We start from the raw sequence: 18,980 nt of genomic DNA on the forward strand, positions 1-18,980 counted from the left end.
GGGTGTGGCCCGTTTGTTCGGGTTGCGCCCCCGCCTTTTTTTATGCCCGAAAACAACCGGCACTCGGCGCTCTCGAACCGCGCCGGTCCGGTTACATGCGAACGCTGTATGAGTTCATGACCCGTGCATCGTGATGCAGAACCAGGAAACACGCGCGCCGGCTCGGACGTGGGTCCGAACCGGCGCGCGGGGTGTTCTGCGGACGGCCGACCGGAGCGGTGGGCCGAGCGGTGGGCCGATCTGAATCGGCGTGCGGCCTCAGTCGGCCGCGACCTCCTCCGGGTCTGCGCCGCGGTCGGCGGCCTCGACCTCCTCGCGAGAGACGCCGAGGAGATAGACGATGGTGTCCAGATAGGGGACGCTGACCGAGGTGTCGGCCTGCTCGCGCACCACCGGCTTGGCGTTGAACGCCACGCCCAGCCCGGCCGCCTGCAGCATGTCCAGGTCGTTGGCTCCGTCGCCGATGGCTACCGTCTGATTCAGCGGCACGCCCGCCACGCCCGCGAAGCGGCGCAGCGCCTCGGCCTTGCCCTTCCGGTCGACGATGGGGCCCACCAGCTGCCCGGTGAGCTTGCCGTCGACGATCTCCAGCGTGTTGGCCATGGAGTAGTCGATCCCGAGCCGCTCCACCAGCGCATCGGTGACCTGCGCGAAGCCGCCGCTGACGATCGCGCACTCGTAACCCAGCCGCTTGAGTGTGCGCACGAGAGTGCGGGCGCCCGGTGCGAGCACCAGCTTCTCGCGCACCTCGTCCACCGCGGAGGCGTCCAGGCCCTTGAGCAGGGCGACGCGGCGGCGCAGCGAGTCCTCGAAGTCGAGCTCGCCGCGCATGGCCTCCTCGGTCACGCGGGCGACCTCTTCGGCGCAGCCGGCGTGCTCGGCAAGAAGCTCGATCACCTCGCCCTGGATCAGTGTGGAGTCGACGTCCATCACGATCAGGTGCTTGCCCCGGCGGTGCAGGCCGCTGGGCTGGAGCGCCACGTCGATCGACTGGGTCGCGGCCTCCATCGAGAGGTCGCCGCGCAGCCGCTCGGGGTCGGCACCCGAGATGTCCAGCTCGATGGAGGTGACGGGGTAGCTGGCGAGGCGCTCGATGCGCTCGATGTTGGCTCCGGCGCGGGCGACGCATGACGCGATCGCACCGAGGGCGCCGGGGCGCAGCGGGTCGGCCAAGACGGTGACGTGCAGCTGCTCGGCGGACGCGGCGGTGACGCGCCCGTTTCCGTTCGAGAACTCGACGTCCATGTCGAGGTCGATGCAGGTCTTGTCGACGGCGCTGCGGATCTCGGTGAAGACCCGGTCGTGTCTGACGCCGGGGGCGACGCTTTCGTCGACGGTCACGAGTGCGCTGAGGACGAGACGTCCTCCCACGACGACCTGTTCGAGGTCGACGAGGATCACAGGGAACACGGACAGGGTGCTGAGTAACCGCGCGCTGACGCCTGGGCGGTCGCGGCCGGTCACCGTTACCAGGAGCGTGGTGTGATCATTCATGGCGTGCACCACGGTACTCGCCCGACTTTTCGGGCGGGCGGGCAGGGCCGCGCCCAGCGCCCGTACGTTCACCTGACGCTCACTATCCGGTAGACCTGCAGGTCACCGGATGTCACCGGTCCTTCTTCCGCTTGCGCTTGGGCCGCTTCGCCTTGACCTCGATGCCGCCGAGCATGCAGGTACCCGTAAGCCGGATAACGGGATGATTCGGATCGGTGACCGCGTCGGTGCCGTGCATGCTCGTCCCGCCGAGGATGCCTGCTGTGTTGTTCACCACACGCACCCCGTGGGGCACGGTGATCTGCAGGCCGCCCAGGATGACGGCGCACTGGATGGTGACCTCGCGCTGCGACAGCACGGCCTCGCGCAGGTCCAGCTCGACTCCGCCGCAGAGCACGGAGATGTTGGTGCGCGGCTCGACCAACCAGCGCCCCTTGCGCTCGGCGCCCCCGAACACGGCGACGATGTTCTCGCGGCCGGTGCTCTCGGTCGCCATGCGCCGGGCCTCCTCGGTCGCGGCGGACATCGGGGAGTCCCGGTCGCCGCTGAGATCGGCCTCGCTGGGCAGGGGTAGGTCACGGGTGATCTCGGTGAGGTCGCCGACGGTCTTGGCCCGATACAGGGCGTCGATCCGCTCCTCGTGCTCGGCCTGAGTCAGCCGCCCTTCGGCGACCGCCTCGCGCAGCCGCTGGGACACGTGGTCGCGGTCGGCGTCGGAGGCGCGGATGTGTTCGGGTTCCATGGCGGATGGCCGTCCCTCTGCTGTTTTCCCTCGTCGTCTTCGCGTGGCCCGCCGTGCGGCCGTCCGCCCGGCTCAGCGGCAGCCGCGCCGGCGCTTCCGCTTGGCGGGCCGGGGCTCCTTGGTCTTGGCTTCCAGCGCCGAGAGCCAGGATGACCCGGTGATCACCACGGTAGGCGCACCGGGGTCGGTGGCCTGGTCGGTGCGCACAGTGGTGGCGCTCATGACCTCCGAGACCCGGCTGACCACGCGTACCCCCGGGGGCACGATGACCTCCAGGCTGCCGAGCGCGAGGGCCACCTGGACGTTGACCTCTCCCGCGGAGAGCACAGCGGAGCGCATGTCCAGCACGGCGCTGCCCAGCAGCACGGTGACGTTGGTTCGCGGCTCGACCAGCCAGCGGCCCTTCCGCTCGGCATGGGCGAGGACGGTGCGGATGTTCTCGGTGCCGTCGGACGAGCGCGACAGGTCACCGGGTGCGTCCGCCGCGACGGCGCCCTCCGGCAAATCCGATGTGAGCGGGGCGAGCTCGCCCAGGGTCCGCGCGGAGTAGGCGGTGTCCATGCGCTCGCTGTGCTCGTCGTGGCTGAGCCGGCCCTCGCTCAACGCCGTGGCGAGAAGCTCGGCTACGCGGTCGCGGTCGGCGTCTGAGGCCCGCAGGTGCTCCGTGCCCGCCGATGGTGGGGATGCCGTCTCGTTCATGGTCCGAGTATCGGCGCCGGGCCCCGCGGCGCGAATCCGGTGACGTCCCTGGCTTTCCCCTGATGTCCCGGGCGGCGGCCCCGGGGTCGTGGGGACGCGGCCCTGCCCCTGCTCGGCCGCACGCGGTTCACTCGGCGGCGGCGCCGTAGGCGGCGACCCGGGCCCGGCGCACCGCGCTGTCGAGCATGCGCAGCGCCTCGCGTCTGGACTGCATCTGCCCGGCGCTGAGGCCGCGCCCTTCGTCGTCGCTCGCCAGGCGCACCACGACGGCCAGCCGGTCGGCCTGAGCCGCGAGCCGGTGCGCGCGCTGCGGATGGCCGGGTGCCAGGCCGGGGGTGGGCGCGCGGTCGGCGTCGCGCAGGTCGGCCAGTGCGCGGGTGACCTCCGGGCCCCAGGAGGAGATGTCGTCAACCCGGCCGAACAGCGCCGCGGACTCGCGGATGGCCGACTGCAGCCCGTGCTCGGCGTCGGCCAGCGGGACGGGCTCGGGGTCGGCCGCTGCCGCCGGGTAGGGGGTCCAGGACACCCCAACGTAGGAGGACCCGCGCCGGTCCTCGCTGGGAACCAGGCCGATGCGCGTCTCCTCCAGCCGCAGCAGCACCGCCTCGCGCGCGTCGACGGCCGCCATGTTCAGCTCGTTGCCGCCGACCAGGCCCAGCGGGTCGCCGGGGACGGGCAGGCAGAGCCGGAAGGCGCTCAGCCCGCGGGGGCGCAGGCGAGCCAGCGCGGAGCGCAGCGCCGCGCCCTGCTCGAAGGGCAGGCCGTCGGCCACCCGGCCGACGACGTGCGGCCCGGTGTCCCTTTCGACCGCGCCGACGGCGTCGTCCAGCCCGGCCCGGCCCGCGAGCCAGGCGTTGCCCCACGCGACGAGCTGTGCGGATGAGAGTTCTCGCAGCATCGGGTTCAGCCTAGATGCCCTGGATCGGTGAGCGCAGCGTGAGCCGCGTCCAGTAGGTTCGCATCGGTGGGGCCCGCCGCCGCTGAGGCCCCGCATGCGCCGACGGGCCGTGCGGTCTGGGTCCCCGCGGCCGTACAGCGGCGGGCGGCTCGAATCCCCGATCCCCTGTATGACGACGGAGAGAGTGCGATGAACGGCCAGGTGCTGCGCATGCGCGGCGTGACGGTGCGCCGCGGCGATGCGGAACTGCTTCGCGACGTGGAGTGGACCGTCGAGGAGGACGAACGCTGGGTGGTGCTCGGTCCCAACGGCGCGGGCAAGACCTCGCTGCTGAGCGTGGCGGCCGCGCAGCTGGCGCCCGGCGCCGGTACAGCCGAGATCCTCGGCGAGCCGCTGGCCGAAGCCGGAGCGACCGAGCTGCGCAGCCTCGTGGGCTTCGCCGGCTCCGCGGTGGCCAACCGCGTCCCCGACTCGATGACGTCCCTCGACCTCGTCGTCAGCGCCGCCTACGGCTACCTGGGCCGCTTCGGCGAGGAGTACGGCACCGTCGACTACGGCCGCGGGCGGGCGCTGCTGGCGCGCTGGGGTGCGGGCCGCCTGGCCGACAGGCGCTACGGCACCCTGTCCGAGGGCGAGCGCAAGCGGGTGCTGATCGCCCGCTCGCTCATGGCCGACCCCGAGCTGCTGCTACTCGACGAGCCCGCCGCGGGCCTCGACCTGGGCGGTCGCGAGGACCTGCTCGGCCGGCTGGCCGCGCTGGCCGGCGACATCGACTCCCCGGCGCTGGTGATCGTGTCGCACCACGTCGAGGAGATCCCGGCGGGGTTCACCCACGTGCTGATGATGCGCGACGGAAGGGTGACGGCCTCCGGTCCGGTGGAGTACGCCATGACGGGAGAGAACCTGAGCGAGACGTTCGGGCTTTCCCTGAAGGTGGAGCGCGACGGCGAGCGGTGGAGCGCCCGCGCGGTCTGAGCCGCACCGCTGGGGCGGCGTCCGCCGCGTTAGCCGAACGGGACGGGGCTAATCGTCGGATCCGGATGGCCGCAAATGGGAGCGCTGTCCGCATGCGGCCAGGTGGTGCCGGTTTGGTGCATGGTCACCGGGCTCTTCCGGGGACGGGCGGGTACATCCGCCTTATGATCGCCGCGTGTGCCGGTGGCCGTGCCGCCCGCGCACAGGCCGCCGCCGGCCGGGTGCCACGGCGGCCGCGCAGTGACCGCCTGTGTCCCCCCTGACAGGAGAGCCGGAGCCGCCCCGATGGGAACCATCGTCATCATCCTGCTGATCTTCGTCGCCATCCTGGCCGTGATCGGCTGGCGAAGCGTCCGTATCGTCCCGCAGGCCATGGCCGACGTCGTGGAGCGGTTCGGCGGCTACCACCGCACCCTCAGCTCCGGATTCAACATCGTGGTCCCGTTCGTCGACCACGTCCGCGAGCGCATCGACCTGCGCGTCCAGGTGGTCAGCTTCCCGCCGCAGGCCGCCATCACCCAGGACAACCTGTCGGTCAACGTCGACACAGCGGTCTACGTCCGGGTCACCGACCCCTACAACGCCACCTACAAGGTCGCCAGCTTCATCCAGGCGGTCGAGCAGCTGGCCTCGGCGACACTGCGCAACGTCGTCGGCGGGATGGACCTGGAGCAGACCCTCACCTCGCGCGACCAGATCAACCGCGAGCTGCGCGCGGTACTGGACGAGGCCACGGCCGAGTGGGGCATCGAGGTCAGCCGGGTCGAGCTGAAGGCCATCGAGCCCCCGGAGTCCGTCCAAGAGGCGATGGAGAAGCAGATGCGCGCCGACCGAGACAAGCGCGCGGAGGTCCTCAGCGCCGAAGGCCAGAAGCAGTCGGCGATCCTGCGCGCCGAAGGCGAGCAGTCGGCCGCGGTGCTCAGCGCCCAGGGCGCCGCCGACGCCGAGAAGGTCCGCGCGAAGGCCGAGGCCGAGGCGATGACCGTGCGCGCCCGCGGTGAGGCGGACGCGATCACCATGGTCGCCAGGGCGCTGAAGGCCGGCGACGTGAGCCGGGAGGTCCTGGCCTACCAGTACCTGCAGAAGCTCCCGGAGATCGCGCGCGGCGACGCCAACAAGGTGTGGATCGTGCCCAGCGAGATGGGCAAGGCGCTGGAGGGCATCGGCGGCATGTTCGAGCGCGTCCGCGACGCGGGCGGTTCCCCCTCCGAGTCCCCTGCCGCCGAACCGGACGCCAACGGGACGGTGTCCAAGCGGCGCCTGCAGACCTGAGGCGCCCCGTGGCGCCGCCCAGATGCGCTGTGGGCGGGCCCGGGAGGCGACCGGGCCCGGGGCCGCCTTCCGAGCGGCCCCGGGGCCCCGCCGCTCCTTCACGGCTTCGGTGGGAAGCTTCGCGGACCGGCCAGTGCCGGTTGCGGGTCCGCGCCTTCGCGGATGCGCCGCGAAGGCGCGGACGGCCGCCGCGGTGGGCGGCGAGCGCGCCGCGGGGTGCGGCGGGACGGATTCAGCCCTGCGGCCGAGCCGCCCGCCCTTCCCCGTCGCGCGGGGCCGGGCTCACCGCTCGGCCCCGGCCGGGGCACGGTCGGCGAACGCGGAGTCCTGGAGCCAGCCTTCCCCTGCCGTCTCCGAGTTCTCCCGCTCGTAGCGTGCCCGTGCGGCCGTCAGCAGATCCCACCACGAGGTGACGTCGGGCCGCCGCCGCAGCAGTGCCCGGCGCTCGCGTTCGGTCATCCCTCCCCATACCCCGAACTCGATGCGGCCGTCCAGGGCCTCGGCCAGGCACTCGGTGCGCACCGGGCAGCCGCGGCAGATCAGTTTGGCGCGGTTCTGCGCTGCGCCCTGGACGAAGAGCGCGTCGGGGTCGACCTCGCGGCACAGTGCGCGGGTCGTCATTTCTGCAGTCCACATGTTGCCCCACTCCCAAGATCACATGTGTGTCGGATGCGCCGGCGGGCGCGGTCGCCGGCGCGGGATTCGGTGGGGCGGACACGGCCGGGAACGAGTCCCGCTCGCGGGTCCAAACAGGGGGTCGGCTCTTCGCGGCGGGCCGGGGTTTCGGCTCGCTATGTCCTACCTCACCGCTGTGGTCGAAACTACGGACCGGCGGAGACGACCGACAGGCCCCATTGGGCCCATTTCTGATATAGCCCGAGTGGGCCATAGCCAAGTGGGCGAAAACTTGCAATACGTTCGGTCGCCGGTCCGATACTGAGCGAGATGATACGAGGTCGCAGGCGGCGCATGGTGCGGTTTGCGGCGGATGTCCGATGTGACGGAGGGCGCGTTCCGAACCGGCGCCCCGACGGGCGCGTGCCACGTAGACTGTATGCAGTGGACGTCGAGTCCGGCCAGGTCAGCGGCCTCGTCCGGCCGTCCACGCGGCGTGTGGAGCCGGTCCGCCGACAGTGTGCTCCCGCCGCTGCTCGCGCACTCGTCGTGAAAGGTGTCAATTGAGTCCGTGGGAGGCGCTTGCCATTCTGCTGGCGGGAATCGGCGCCGGCGGGGTCAACGCGGTCGTGGGTTCCGGGACCCTGTTCACCTTCCCCGTTCTGCTCGCCTTCGGCTACCCGCCGGTGACCGCGTCGATCGCCAACAGCATCGGCCTGGCGCCGGGCGCGCTCACCGGAACGTTCGGCTACCGGCGCGAGCTGCGCGGCCAGGGCCGGCGCGTCGTGCGGCTGGCCGCGATGTCCTGCCTGGGTGCAGTGACCGGCGGAGTGCTGCTGCTGAACCTGCCCTCCGAGGTCTTCGAGCGCGTGGTTCCCGTGCTCATCGGCCTCGCCTGCGTGCTCATCGTCGTCCAGCCGCGCATCGCCGCATGGCTGCGCAAGCGCAGGCACGCCGGTTCGAGGCGCGGCCCGCTGCTGCCGCTGGGCGTCTACGCCGCCGGCACCTACGGCGGCTACTTCGCCGCCGCGCAGGGGATCGTGCTGATCAGCATCCTGGGCACCGCCCTGGACGACGACATGCAGCGCGTCAACGCGCTGAAGAACGCGCTCGCCGCCACGGTCAACGCGACGGCGGCGGTCTTCTACATCACCTTCGGCTCGCCCTCGTGGCCGGCGGCGGCGCTGATCGCGGCCGGGTCGATCATCGGCGGCTACGCCGGCGCGCGCCTGGGCCGCAAGCTCAAGCCCTTCGCGCTGCGCGGGCTGGTCGTGGCCGTCGGACTGACAGCGGCCGCCCAGCTCGTCCTCGAGCAGTTCTGACGCGCCCGGCGGCGGACGCACGCGGGTCTCCCGACCGCCGGGCGGGCGCGCGGGCGGCGCACCGCCCTTCTGCGCCCCCTCAGCCGGAAGCCAGGTACCCGCGGCGCTCGGCGTCCTCGATCAGCGCCACCGCGTAGGCGCCCAACGCCTCCGAGCCTTCGGCGATGACCTTCACCTTCTCGGCGACCTGCGAGCGGGTCACCCCGTGGCGGACCCACGTGCCGCCCTCGGTGTGCCAGTTGGCCAGCATCGGCGCCAGCCGGTCGATCGCCTTGGCGAAGCGTGCCTCGGGGGTCGTGCGCTCCTCGAACTCCTCCCACAGCGCGCGTGTGCGCTGCGCCTGGTCGTCGGGCAGCAGCGCGAAGATGCGGTCGGCCGCGGCGCGCTCCCGCTCGGGCTGGGAGCCGGCTTGGTGCGTGTCGTAGATGAACGTGTCGCCAGCGTCGATCTCGACGATGTCGTGCAGCACCAGCATCTCCACGACGCGGTCGATGTCGGTGCCCTCCGGTGCGTACTCGGCGAACACGCGGGCGGCCAGCGCGAGGTGCCAGGAGTGCTCGGCGTCGTTCTCGCGGCGCGAGCCGTCCACCAGCATGTTGCGCCGAAGGATGCGCTTCAGCTTGTCGGTCTCCAGGATGAACCGCAGCTGGGACGTGAGCCGTTCGTGATCGACCCCGCTGGCAAACACCGGTGCCGGTTCCGTCACGTAAGTCGCCCTCCTAGCAACAATGGATCGTCACGTTGAAACCAGGGAGTCTCCCGGCCGCCACGGGGATGATCCCATGCAACGGCGGCCGACTGACGCCGGAGCATCCGAAAGAGGAGACTGCATGGAGCGGCGAGTGAACGCACGGCCACGGCTCATCGTCATCGGCGGCGACGCGGCGGGAATGAGCGCCGCCTCGCAGGCACGGAGGCTGCGAGGCGTGGAGGATCTGGAGATCCTCGCCCTGGAGCGCGGACCCCACACATCGTACTCGGCATGCGGAATCCCCTATCTGGTCGGCAAGACAGTACCGAGTCCCGAGGAGCTGATCTCGCGTGACCCCGCGACTTTCCGCCGCGACCACGGGATCGACGTGCGCACGTCGACCGAGGCCGAGGAGATCGACCTCGACCGCCGCACGGTCACGGTCCGCGGCGCCGGCGAGAAGGCGCGCGAGGAGCCGTTCGACCAGCTGATGGTGGCCACCGGCGCCGTCCCGGTGCGGCCCGACCTGCCGGGGATGGACGCGCCCGGCGTCTTCGGCGTGCAGACGCTCTCCGACGGCATCGCCGTGCGCGACTTCGTCGACACCGAGCGGCCGGGTACCGCCGTGGTGGTCGGCGGCGGCTACATCGGGCTGGAGATGGCCGAGGCGTTCGTGCAGCGCGGCATGCGGGTGCACCTCGTCGAGGCGGCGCCGGAGCCCATGACCACGCTCGACCCCGGCATGGGGCGCCTGGTGCGCGACGCCCTGGTCAAGATGGGCGTGGAAGTGCACTTGGACGAGCCGGTCACAGGGATCGAGACGGCCTCCGACGGGCGCGCCCGAGCGGTGGTCACCGAGCGCGCGAGCTATCGGACCGACATCGTCGTACTCGGACTGGGCGTGCGGCCCGGCAGCGACCTGGCGCGCGCCGCCGGGATCGAGATCGGTCCCACCGGCGGCGTCGCCGTCGACGCCCGGATGCGCACCTCCGCCGAGGGGGTGTGGGCCGCCGGCGACTGCGTGCAGAGCCTGCACCGCGTCTCGCAGGAGTCCGTGTCCATCGCGCTGGGCACTCACGCCAACAAGCAGGGGCGCGTGGCCGGAACCAACATCGGCGGCGGCTACGCGCGCTTCGGCGGCGTGCTGGGCACGGCGATCAGCAAGGTGTGCGGACTGGAGGTGGCCAGAACCGGGCTGAACGAGCGCGAGGCCGAGCGAGCGGGGTTCGAGTTCGAGACCGCCGCGCTGGAGTCCACGACGCGGGCCGGCTACTACCCCGGAGCGGCGACCATGACGCTGAAGCTCCTGGCCGAGCGCCGCTCGCGGCGGCTGCTGGGCGCGCAGATCGTGGGGTGGGAGAACGCCGGCAAGCGCATCGACGTGCTGGCCGCCGCGCTGTGGAACAGCATGTCGGTGGAGGACGTGGCGGCGATGGACCTGGGCTACGCGCCGCCGTTCTCGCCGGTGTGGGACCCGGTGCTGATCACCGCGCGCAAGCTGGCCGAGAGCATGTGACCGCCTCCGCCGGGCCGGGCGTGGGCTCCGCCGGCACGCGCGCCCTGCCTGCCGTGCGCCGCCCTGCTCAGCTCAGCCGGACGGTCTCCCCGGTCGGCGAGGCGACCGGGAGGTGGGTGTGGAACCACTCGACCAGAGCGCGGTCGGCGAGCACGTTGCCCGGCGCCGGCGGCCCCGGCTGCAGGCCCGGCTCGGGTCCCATGGTGTGCGCGAGGTCGGGGACCTCGATGTGCCGCAGGGCCTGGTCGGGGTAGTGCGCGGCCAGCGCGTCGTGCAGGGCGCGGGTGCGCTCGGGCGCGATGACGTCGTCCTGCTGGCCGCTGACGATCAGCAGCGGCGGCTGGGGCCGGCGGGCGGCGATGTCGCCGGCGCGGGCCGAGAAGTCCAGCCAGGCGGCGACCTCGCGGGAGGTGTCGTTCCAGGTGTAGGGGATGCCCAGCCGCCGTTCGCGTGCCGAGAGCACGGCCCGGGGCTCGATGATCGGGTTGACGGCTCCGGCGGCGGCGATGGGCAGCCGGCTCTCCGCCAGCGCCAGCAGGGCCGCGGCGCCGCCCGCTCCCACACCCATCAGCCCGACGGAGGAGTCGGCGACGGGGAAGCGCTCCCGGAGGTCGCCGACCGCGCGGGGGATTTCGGCGGCGGCCTGCTCGACGACGGGGCCGTACAGCTCGATCAGGTAGTCGGCCTGTCCGCGCCGGTTGACCTCGGCGACACCGCCCTCGGGCAGGCGCGCGCCGAACATCGGCAGTCCGAGGTAGAAGCGCCAGGCGGGCAGGGAGGCCAGCGGCAGGGTGCCCGCCAGGGCGGCCTCACTGCGCGGCGGCTCGAACGCATGCAGCGCGATGACCATGGGGGCGTGGTCGGCGGCGACCGCGGGCGGCACCGCGACGAAGGGGATTCCGGCCGCTGTGCCGGTGGTCGGCTGGGTGGGGGTGCTGTCGGCTCGCACTGAAGGCTCCTCCCGTATTCGGATGCCGAAAGCCGTCGTGGCGATCTGGACCGGCCTCATTCGTGCTGAGCATGCATGTCGCAGCCTAGTTCAGCCGAAGTGATGGCCGAGGTAGTTCCGCAGCAGGATCTTGGCCTCCTCGATGAGGCGCGGGTCGCCGTCGGCGTCACTGCGGAACGCCAGCTTGAGGACCGCATCGGCCGCCTCCACGGCCACGGTCACCGCCCGGTCCAGGCCTTCGCTCTCTCCGGCGCCGCCCACCGAGGTGAGCAGGTGCCGGATGCGGGTGGCGATGACGCGGTTGTTCTCGATCGCGGAGTCCAGCAGCCGAGTGTCGACCACGTCGCCGAAGTGCAGGCTGCGGAACCCGGGAACGGTGCGGTGCATCTCCAGGTACTCGTCGATGATCGCATCCGCCGCCCCGGTCCAGTGACCGTGGTCGCCCGTAGCGAGGCGTTCGCGTACCCGGGCGGTGAACAGGTCGAGGTAGCGCAGCCCCAGCGCCTGGGTAATGGCCCGCTTGTCCGGGAAGAACTGATAGACCGAGCCGATCGCCACTCCCGCGCGCTCGGCGATGCGGGTCGTCGACAGGTCGCTGTAGCCGCCCTCGTCGAGCAGTTCGGCGCAGGCGTCGAGCATCCGCTGCACCCGGACCATGCTGCGCTGTTGGGCCGGGAGCCTGCGCAGCGGGGCGCGGGACAGCGAGGTGGCCACAGAGTCGAGGGATCCGCGCTGGGCTCCGGCGGCCGCCTCGCCGTCGTCGGCGCGGCCGTTCGGCGATGGCGTGTGCGGGCAGGAGGCGCCGCGAGTGGAAGTGGTCATCACGCACCTTCTGACTCGGCCCTGTGGGGGCGCGGTTCCCATGGAACGCCGACATCGGGGCCGTGATCGTCTGTATGGCCGGATACGGCCAGTCGCGGGGGCGCGGTCGCATGTGACGGATCGTCGTCTGAAACGGCGGCCTCGACTTGGAGACGGGCCCGCGGCTGAGTAGCGTCTCCGGAATGGAGCTCCCCACACTCGCCTCCGACTTCGAGGCGTTCATCCAAGAACTCCCCAAAGTCGAACTGCACGTGCATCTGGAAGGGTCGATGCAGCCGGCCTCGCTGCTCGAGCTTGCCCGAAAGCACGGTGTCGCCGACGTCCCCGGCTCCCTGGAGGAGGTCCGCGACTGGTACGTCTTCCGGGACTTCCCGCACTTCATCGAGGTCTATCTGGCTTCGGTGCAGACCCTGGTCGACGAGGAGGACTTCGCGCTGCTGGCGGCCGACGTCGCCGCCCGGCTCGCGTCGCAGAACGTCCGCTATGCCGAGGTGCACGTCAGCCTCTACGCCCACCTGATGCGCGGCGTGCCCGCGCGCACCGTCTTCGCCGGGATCGAGGCGGCGCGTACCGAGGCCGAGCGTCGGCACGGCATCCGGCTCCGCTGGATCCCGGACTTCCCCGGCGACTACGGGGTGGACAAGGGCGAGCAGACGCTGGACGCCGTCCTGGCCGAGGGGCCCGAGAGCGTCGTCGGGTTCGGCGTGGGCGGCGTCGAGGTCCCCCTGGGGCCGATGACAGGGCTGTTCGCCCGGGCCCGGGCGGCCGGACTGCACAGCCTGCCGCACGCCGGCGAGATCGGGGGACCCGAGCGGGTGCACGAAGCCCTCGACCTGCTGCGCGCCGAGCGGATCGGCCACGGGATCACCAGCATGCGCGATCCCGCGCTCGTCGAACGGCTGCGCGAGGAGGGCGTTCCGCTGGACGTCGCCCCCACCTCGAACCTGCGGACCGGAGCCGTCGCCGAGATCTGGGACCACCCGCTGCCGCGCATGCTGGAGGCCGGGCTGGCGGTCACCCTGAACAGCGACGACCCCCCGATGTTCGGGACCGACCTGACCAACGAGTACCGCACCGCCGCGCAGCTGGGACTGGGCGCCGAGGGCCTCACCGCGCTGGCCCGCAACGGGGTGGCGGCCTCGTTCCTGGAGGAGCCGGCCAAGCGGGTGCTGATCGAGGAGATCGACACGGTGCTGGCCGGGCACAGCCACACCCTCTAGGCGCGGCGCCGCGCCGGTGCCCGACCGCGGCGCGTGTACGCGGTGGGCACCGGGGCGGCGGCGCTGCCGGGCGCTATCCGGCCTCGGCCTGCTCCTCCTCGCCCTCCTGGCCTTCGGGGGCCGGGGTGAGTCCCACGCCGCACTGGGAGCGGAACGACTCCCAGGTGGCGTGCGCGTCCTCGGCGGCGGCGCCTTCGTACAGCACCGGGACGCCGCCCTGGATCTGCCCGGGCTTCCATTCGTCGCCGACGACCTCGCCGTCCTGGAAGGTGAGGTTGAGCACCCCGGTCTCGGCGGTGGGTCCGCTGTAGTTGTAGAAGGCGAAGTTGCCCAGGCCGTAGTGGACGTAGGTGTCGCCCAGGTAGCCGCCGGGGGAGAGCACGTGGGCGTGACCGCCGACCACGGCGTCGGCCCCGGCGTCGGCGAGCTCCTGGGCCAGCCCGGGGGCGTGCGCCTTGGGGCAGTGGTCGCCTTCCAGGCCCCAGTGCAGATAGGTGATGACGGTGTCGGCCTCCTCGGCGGCAGCCGAGACCGCCTCGACCAGGCGGCTCCGCATCTCGTTCTTGGCCGAGGCGAGGCCGGGCTTGTCCGGTCCCGCGGTCCAGGCGGAGATGAGGTGGTTGTCGAGGACGTCGGCGGCGCCGATGACCGCCACCTTGCCGCCTTCGGTGTCGAAGACGTGCGGCGCGTAGGCCTCCTCCTCGTTCTGGCCGGCGCCCACGAGGGGGAACCCGGCGTCCTCAGCGCCGGCCAGGGTGTCCTGGAGCCCGGTGGCGCCGTAGTCCATTCCGTGGTTGTTGGCGACCGAGGCGACGTCGACTCCGGCGGACTCCAGCGCCGTGAAGGTGGTCTGCGGCGCGCGGAAGACGAACTGCTTGCCGGGCGCGGGCGTGCCGCCGTCGGTGACCGCGGTCTCCAGGTTCACCACGGCCAGGTCGGCCGCCGAGAGGGTCTCGGAGATCCCGCCGAGGGCGGTGGCGGGGTCGGAGTCCAGGCGCCGGCGGAGCTCGCCCTCGAAGTGCACGTCGCCGCCGATGGCCACGGTGATCGGCGCGCTCTTCTCGGGCTTCTGCGAGGGCGAGGCCTCCGGCGAGGACGGCGCGCCGTCACCGCTCGGCTGCCCGGAGTCGTCGGGCTCGGCCGAACCCGACGAGCAGGCGGCCAGCAGCGCGAGCACGGCCACGGCGGCGCCGGCGCGAACCGAGGCGAGGACCGCCGGGGTAGGGGTCGAGGAGTCGTGGGGCATTCGGAGCTCCAAGTTGGGGGCGGCAGCGTATGCGGGGGGCGGGGGTGCCGTCACGGAGCGGGCGCGACCGCATGGCTGATTCCCGATGTCCGGAGAAGGGAGCCACAGCGAGGATACGCGGAGGATACGTGGCGGGGGTCACGCCGCTGTATCCGTCTCCGGGAAACGGTTGTTACGCAGAGTTCCCTGATCCTTCTCCGGTGTGAAGCTCTGTAGTCGGCGTGTCGGGGAACACCAGGTCACAGACGGCTGTATCGGGTTGTCTGGAGTCTGTCATTTTCTTGAATCATTCCAGTTTGTGGCCTAGGGTTGTCGCATGGACAACGTCGCCGACGATCTCCGTTCGGCCGGACTCAGGGTCACCGCGGCACGGGTGGCCATCATGGATCAGGTCCGGTCCGGCAACCACCTCGACGCTGAGCGCATCGCGCGCGGCGTGCGGGGCTCGCTCGGCCACGTCTCGACCCAGGCGGTCTACGACGCGCTGCATGCGCTGACCAAGGCCGGCCTGCTCCGCCGGATCGAGCCCGCGGGCTCGCCCGCGCGGTTCGAGTCGCGGGTCGGGGACAACCACCACCATCTGGTCTGCCGCTCCTGCGGCGAGGTCGCCGACATCGACTGCGTGGTGGGCGAGGCTCCCTGCGTGGAGCCGTCGAACACGCACGGCTACGCGGTCGACGAAGCCGAGGTGGTGTTCTGGGGCGTGTGTCCGCAATGCCAGGCACAGGCGGCGGGATCCGGGGGCGGGGAGCCCGCGCGGACCCAGTCCGGCGGCTGACCGCCCGAGCCGGGACCTGCGCCGCAGAGGGCGCGGCGGGCCCGGCCCAGCCGTATTTCGAGGCCTCTTCAAGCATTTTCGAAAGGTGCGAGCAGTTGAGCGTTCCCTACAGCACGGACGATGCCGGTCACCCGGCTCCCAGCGATGGTTTGTCGCAGTCGGTCGGCCCCAACGGGCCGCTGCTGCTCCAGGACCACTTCCTGATCCAGAAGATGGCCCACTTCAACCGCGAGCGCGTGCCCGAGCGCGTCGTGCACGCCAAGGGCGGCGGCGCCTTCGGCGAGATGGAGATCACCGAGGACGTCAGCCAGTACACCTCGGCCGACCTGTTCCAGAAGGGGAAGAAGACACCGCTGCTGCTGCGCTTCTCCACCGTGGCCGGCGAGCTGGGCAGCGCTGACAGCGCCCGCGACCCGCGCGGCTTCGCGCTGAAGTTCTACACCGAGCACGGCAACTACGACATCGTCGGCAACAACACGCCGATCTTCTTCATCCGCGACCCCTCGAAGTTCTCCGACTTCATCCACTCGCAGAAGCGCCGCGCCGACAACCAGCTGCGCGACAACAACATGCAGTGGGACTTCTGGACGCTCAACCCCGAGTCGGCCCACCAGGTGTCGTTCCTGATGACCGACCGCGGCACGCCCAAGACCTGGCGCCACATGCACGGCTTCGGCAGCCACACGTTCCTCTGGTACAACGCCAAGGGCGAGAAGTTCTGGGTCAAGTACCACTTCAAGACCGACCAGGGCGTCGAGAACCTCACCGCCGACAAGGCGAAGGAGCTTGAGGCCGCCGACCCGGACGCGCACCGCCGCGACCTGTGGGAGTCCATCCGAAAGGGCGACTTCCCGTCCTGGACCGTCAAGGTCCAGATCATGCCCTTCGACGACGCGGCGAACTACCGGTTCAACCCGTTCGACCTCACCAAGGTGTGGCCGCACGGCGACTACCCCGAGATCACCATCGGGAAGTTCACGCTGAACCGCAATCCCTCGAACTACTTCGCCGAGATCGAGCAGGCCGCGTTCGAGCCGTCCAACCTGGTGCCCGGAATCGGCGGCAGCCCGGACAAGATGCTCCAGGGCCGGCTGTTCTCCTACCCGGACACCCACCGCTACCGCATCGGCCCCAACTACCTGCAGCTGCCGGTCAACCAGCCCAAGGTCGCGACCCGCAGCTACAACTTCGACGGGCCGATGACCTACAGCAACAACGCCGACCCGGTCTACGCGCCCAACACCGCGGGCGGGGCGGTCTCGGCCAACGAGCTCTACGAGGGCGAGGGCTACCACGTCTCCGGCGACATGGTGCGCTCGGGCTATGAGCTGCACAAGGAGGACGACGACTTCGGCCAGGCGCGCACGCTCTGGGAGAAGGTCCTCACCGAGACCGAGCGCGCCAACATGGTGGGCAACATCGTCGGCCACGCCTCGGCCCCCGAGGTCACCGACGACATGAAGAAGCGCGTGGTCGAGTACTGGACCAACGTCCACCCCGACCTCGGCGCCGGCGTGGCCAAGGGCCTGGGCGTGCAGGCCTGAGCACCGTCCGGCTCGGGCCGTAGCGCCCACGGCCGCGGGCCCCGGTGGGAACCGGGACCCGCGGCACCCCCGCCCCGGGGCGGTCCGCGCGGTACCCGCAGGGTGCCGCCGGGTCCGTCCCGGGGCTTTGTGCTGTTCGGGCGATGCGGCTGTTCGGGCGGTGCGGGCTGGGCGGCTGGGCGGCTGGGCGTGCGGCGCCCGTGTGTTCCGGGCCGGGGCCGGGCGCTCGGACGTCCTGGGGAAAAGGGGCGGGGGCGGAGAGGCTGGAGCGCAGGGGGCTCGGGCCGGAGGACGGGCGAGAGCGTCGGTTCGCCATGGGTGGTTCGCGGCGTTTCGTCGTTTTCCTGCGCCGGTCGGATACGCGATATGGACGGAATTACCGTTTTCGTCGATGACATCCGGTCGATGGGGCGATCGTCCGTCCGGGCGGCGGTGTGACGCTGATATCCGAGTTGCCGGGAATCGGGGTTTTTCTGGGGAGTCGTCGCTGGGACGCGTCGGATTTCCGGCTCATCGGCTGATGTTTATGGGCCGCAGTTCACGCGATATTCGGTCGTCTGAACTGGAGTTACTTCGGTGCGTAGTTGTGTGTGTGCGAAGTGCTTTCTGGTTTGGCCCTTTTTCCAGGAAAAACGCCTGGCAGGCGGAGGGAAGCTGTTAGCGTTGTCCATCGACGGCGCGACGAATCCGGCCCCGGAACTCATCGGGGCGGCGCTGTCCGGCTGCCATCGGCGCACGGGCGTACGCAATCCCCGTGCGGCCCGCTCCCTTCCGGTGGCGGCGGCACCCTGTTGTCCCCCTTCGGGTCGGCGGATCACTACCCCGCCTTAGGTGACGCCTCGCCCCCGAACGAACACCTTCCGTGTTCGCGTCTGCGAAAGGTCATGCCTGAACATGCGCAAGCATCTCTACACATCTGTGTCCGCCACCCTGCTGGCCGTCGGCCTGGTCGGTGCGGCCCCGGCGACCGCGTTCGCCGGACCTGAGACCGACGGCTCGGGCGGGGTCGCCTCCGGCAACCAGGTCAACGTTCCCGCCGACGTCAAGGCCGAGCTGTGCGGCAACGCCCTGTCCGTCCTGGGCATCTCGCAGGCCGACTGCACCCGCGTCTCCGAGATCCTCTACGCGGCCAGCGACGAAGGGCAGTCGTCGCCGCAGACCGACGGCTCCGGCGGCGTTGCCTCGGGCAACCAGATCAACATGCCGGTCGACGCGGCCGTCGACATCTGCGGCAACTCCGCCGCCGTCGGCGGACTCTCCAAGGCCGAGTGCACCACCGTGGTCAAGAAGCTGGCCGAGGAGTCGGAGGACGGGGAGTCCCCGCAGACCGACGGCTCGGGCGGTGTGGCCTCGGGCAACCAGATCAACATCCCTGTGGACATCGCGCTGGACGTCTGCGGCAACTCGATCGCCGTGCTGGGCGCCTCCAAGGCCGAGTGCACCACCGTGGTGAACGCCATCGAGAAGTCCTCCGACAACGAGGGCGGGGAGTCCCCGCAGACCGACGGCTCGGGCGGCGTGGGCTCCGGCAACCAGGTGAACATCCCCGTCGACGCGGCGGTGGACATCTGCGGCAACGCCGTCGCGGTGCTGGGGGTCGCCGAGGGCGACTGCCTGGAGAAGATCAGCCACGACGACGGCGGCGACAAGCCCGGTGACGACGGCGACAAGCCCGACAAGCCGGGCGACGACGGCGGCGACAAGCCGGGCGACGGTGACGACGGCGGCGACAAGCCCGGTGACGACGGCGACGAGTCGCCCTCGCCCGAGAAGCCCGCGGAGGAGCCGAGCAAGGACAGCACGCCCGACGCGAAGCCCGCTCCCGAGGACGGCGAGACCGGCGCTTCCGGCGGCCTGCCGCTGACCGGCCCGGCTCTGGGCGGCCTCGTCGCCGCCGCCGTGGCCGCCATCGGCGGCGGTGGCGCCGCCATGGCCTTCAGCCGCCGCCGCAAGGCCGCCGCCGCGGCCGGCGCCGGCGACGAGGGCGCGGGCACCGAAGAGTAGCGGCGGGCGGTCGCGGGCGTATCCGGCCCGAGCGGCCGCACGCGGCCGCCGCCCCGCCGTGAGCGGGGAGGCACAGCGAGCAGCCGAGGCGCTGCGCGGGAGGTCGGCGAACCCCCCGCGCAGCGCCTTCGCGCGTCGGGGCGGGGGCGGGCGTGCGGGGCAGGCGCGGGCGCCGCGGTGCGCGGGCGCCGCG

General features: G+C 71.7%; 17 protein-coding genes. 8 read left to right on the forward strand and 9 right to left on the reverse strand.

What is annotated here, in order from left to right:
* Positions 1–258: 258 nt before the first annotated feature.
* From serB to ABEA15_RS24815, 4 genes are all read right to left on the reverse strand, one after another.
* Complete coding sequence (serB, locus tag ABEA15_RS24800; RefSeq protein WP_345559438.1) at positions 259–1,494, reverse strand: phosphoserine phosphatase SerB; 1,236 nt, start codon at positions 1,492–1,494, stop codon at positions 259–261.
* 112 nt (positions 1,495–1,606) lie between these two features.
* Positions 1,607–2,236, reverse strand: coding sequence for a DUF1707 SHOCT-like domain-containing protein (locus tag ABEA15_RS24805; RefSeq protein WP_344147653.1), 630 nt, complete (start codon positions 2,234–2,236; stop codon positions 1,607–1,609).
* A gap of 72 nt (positions 2,237–2,308) precedes the next feature.
* Entirely contained in the window at positions 2,309–2,935 is a 627-nt protein-coding gene (locus ABEA15_RS24810; RefSeq protein ID WP_345559440.1) for a DUF1707 SHOCT-like domain-containing protein, read from the reverse strand.
* Positions 2,936–3,062: 127 nt separating this feature from the next.
* Positions 3,063–3,833: a hypothetical protein gene (locus ABEA15_RS24815; protein WP_344147647.1), complete on the reverse strand. Its 771-nt coding sequence runs from the start codon at positions 3,831–3,833 to the stop codon at positions 3,063–3,065.
* A 189-nt stretch (positions 3,834–4,022) separates the two neighbouring features.
* Here ABEA15_RS24815 and ABEA15_RS24820 point away from each other — a divergent pair, with 189 nt between their 5' ends.
* Positions 4,023–4,808 (forward strand): ABC transporter ATP-binding protein, encoded by a 786-nt coding sequence (locus ABEA15_RS24820; protein WP_344147644.1) that lies wholly within the window; start codon positions 4,023–4,025, stop codon positions 4,806–4,808.
* A 285-nt stretch (positions 4,809–5,093) separates the two neighbouring features.
* Positions 5,094–6,080 carry an SPFH domain-containing protein gene (locus ABEA15_RS24825; RefSeq protein WP_344147641.1) on the forward strand — a complete coding sequence of 329 codons (987 nt, stop codon included), beginning with the start codon at positions 5,094–5,096 and terminating at the stop codon, positions 6,078–6,080.
* 282 nt (positions 6,081–6,362) lie between these two features.
* Here the strand turns inward: ABEA15_RS24825 and ABEA15_RS24830 are convergent, their stop codons facing one another.
* Positions 6,363–6,716: a WhiB family transcriptional regulator gene (locus tag ABEA15_RS24830; protein WP_344147638.1), complete on the reverse strand. Its 354-nt coding sequence runs from the start codon at positions 6,714–6,716 to the stop codon at positions 6,363–6,365.
* Between the two features lie 542 nt (positions 6,717–7,258).
* On the opposite strand from ABEA15_RS24830, the gene ABEA15_RS24835 reads away from it, so the two are divergent.
* A complete protein-coding gene (locus ABEA15_RS24835) occupies positions 7,259–8,017 on the forward strand; it encodes a sulfite exporter TauE/SafE family protein (protein ID WP_345559443.1) in 759 nt (252 codons plus the stop codon).
* Positions 8,018–8,096: 79 nt separating this feature from the next.
* On the opposite strand, the gene ABEA15_RS24840 is transcribed toward ABEA15_RS24835, so the two are convergent.
* Positions 8,097–8,723: an HD domain-containing protein gene (locus ABEA15_RS24840; RefSeq protein ID WP_344147632.1), complete on the reverse strand. Its 627-nt coding sequence runs from the start codon at positions 8,721–8,723 to the stop codon at positions 8,097–8,099.
* A gap of 136 nt (positions 8,724–8,859) precedes the next feature.
* Here ABEA15_RS24840 and ABEA15_RS24845 point away from each other — a divergent pair, with 136 nt between their 5' ends.
* Complete coding sequence (locus ABEA15_RS24845; RefSeq protein ID WP_345559445.1) at positions 8,860–10,224, forward strand: FAD-dependent oxidoreductase; 1,365 nt, start codon at positions 8,860–8,862, stop codon at positions 10,222–10,224.
* Between the two features lie 67 nt (positions 10,225–10,291).
* On the opposite strand, the gene ABEA15_RS24850 is transcribed toward ABEA15_RS24845, so the two are convergent.
* Positions 10,292–11,173 carry a prolyl oligopeptidase family serine peptidase gene (locus ABEA15_RS24850; protein WP_344147626.1) on the reverse strand — a complete coding sequence of 294 codons (882 nt, stop codon included), beginning with the start codon at positions 11,171–11,173 and terminating at the stop codon, positions 10,292–10,294.
* 90 nt (positions 11,174–11,263) lie between these two features.
* A complete protein-coding gene (locus ABEA15_RS24855) occupies positions 11,264–11,830 on the reverse strand; it encodes a TetR/AcrR family transcriptional regulator (protein WP_344147668.1) in 567 nt (188 codons plus the stop codon).
* Positions 11,831–12,177: 347 nt separating this feature from the next.
* Between ABEA15_RS24855 and add the strand changes: the two genes are divergently transcribed.
* On the forward strand, positions 12,178–13,215 hold the full coding sequence (add, locus tag ABEA15_RS24860; RefSeq protein WP_344147623.1) for an adenosine deaminase: 1,038 nt from the start codon (positions 12,178–12,180) through the stop codon (positions 13,213–13,215).
* A gap of 73 nt (positions 13,216–13,288) precedes the next feature.
* Here the strand turns inward: add and ABEA15_RS24865 are convergent, their stop codons facing one another.
* Positions 13,289–14,461 (reverse strand): CapA family protein, encoded by a 1,173-nt coding sequence (locus ABEA15_RS24865; RefSeq protein ID WP_345559448.1) that lies wholly within the window; start codon positions 14,459–14,461, stop codon positions 13,289–13,291.
* A gap of 316 nt (positions 14,462–14,777) precedes the next feature.
* On the opposite strand from ABEA15_RS24865, the gene ABEA15_RS24870 reads away from it, so the two are divergent.
* From ABEA15_RS24870 to ABEA15_RS24880, 3 genes are all read left to right on the forward strand, one after another.
* Positions 14,778–15,239 carry a Fur family transcriptional regulator gene (locus tag ABEA15_RS24870; RefSeq protein ID WP_344147617.1) on the forward strand — a complete coding sequence of 154 codons (462 nt, stop codon included), beginning with the start codon at positions 14,778–14,780 and terminating at the stop codon, positions 15,237–15,239.
* A gap of 95 nt (positions 15,240–15,334) precedes the next feature.
* Entirely contained in the window at positions 15,335–16,783 is a 1,449-nt protein-coding gene (locus ABEA15_RS24875) for a catalase (RefSeq protein ID WP_344147614.1), read from the forward strand.
* An 894-nt stretch (positions 16,784–17,677) separates the two neighbouring features.
* The gene (locus tag ABEA15_RS24880; RefSeq protein ID WP_344147611.1) at positions 17,678–18,787 is read left to right on the forward strand and encodes a chaplin family protein; all 1,110 of its coding nucleotides are present in this window, start codon (positions 17,678–17,680) and stop codon (positions 18,785–18,787) included.
* Positions 18,788–18,980 lie beyond the last annotated feature (193 nt).

Source organism: Streptomonospora halophila (assembly GCF_039542725.1).
Taxonomy (GTDB): Bacteria; Actinomycetota; Actinomycetes; order Streptosporangiales; family Streptosporangiaceae; genus Streptomonospora; species Streptomonospora halophila.

Bases quoted from the DNA above. Each gene is read 5' to 3' on its own strand.
- serB (WP_345559438.1), bottom strand. From the start codon at position 1,494: ATGAATGATCACACCACGCTCCTGGTAACGGTGACCGGCCGCGACCGC.
- ABEA15_RS24805 (WP_344147653.1), bottom strand. From the start codon at position 2,236: ATGGAACCCGAACACATCCGCGCCTCCGACGCCGACCGCGACCACGTG.
- ABEA15_RS24810 (WP_345559440.1), bottom strand. From the start codon at position 2,935: ATGAACGAGACGGCATCCCCACCATCGGCGGGCACGGAGCACCTGCGG.
- ABEA15_RS24815 (WP_344147647.1), bottom strand. From the start codon at position 3,833: ATGCTGCGAGAACTCTCATCCGCACAGCTCGTCGCGTGGGGCAACGCC.
- ABEA15_RS24820 (WP_344147644.1), top strand. From the start codon at position 4,023: ATGAACGGCCAGGTGCTGCGCATGCGCGGCGTGACGGTGCGCCGCGGC.
- ABEA15_RS24825 (WP_344147641.1), top strand. From the start codon at position 5,094: ATGGGAACCATCGTCATCATCCTGCTGATCTTCGTCGCCATCCTGGCC.
- ABEA15_RS24830 (WP_344147638.1), bottom strand. From the start codon at position 6,716: ATGTGGACTGCAGAAATGACGACCCGCGCACTGTGCCGCGAGGTCGAC.
- ABEA15_RS24855 (WP_344147668.1), bottom strand. From the start codon at position 11,830: ATGGTCCGGGTGCAGCGGATGCTCGACGCCTGCGCCGAACTGCTCGAC.
- add (WP_344147623.1), top strand. From the start codon at position 12,178: ATGGAGCTCCCCACACTCGCCTCCGACTTCGAGGCGTTCATCCAAGAA.
- ABEA15_RS24865 (WP_345559448.1), bottom strand. From the start codon at position 14,461: ATGCCCCACGACTCCTCGACCCCTACCCCGGCGGTCCTCGCCTCGGTT.
- ABEA15_RS24870 (WP_344147617.1), top strand. From the start codon at position 14,778: ATGGACAACGTCGCCGACGATCTCCGTTCGGCCGGACTCAGGGTCACC.
- ABEA15_RS24880 (WP_344147611.1), top strand. From the start codon at position 17,678: ATGCGCAAGCATCTCTACACATCTGTGTCCGCCACCCTGCTGGCCGTC.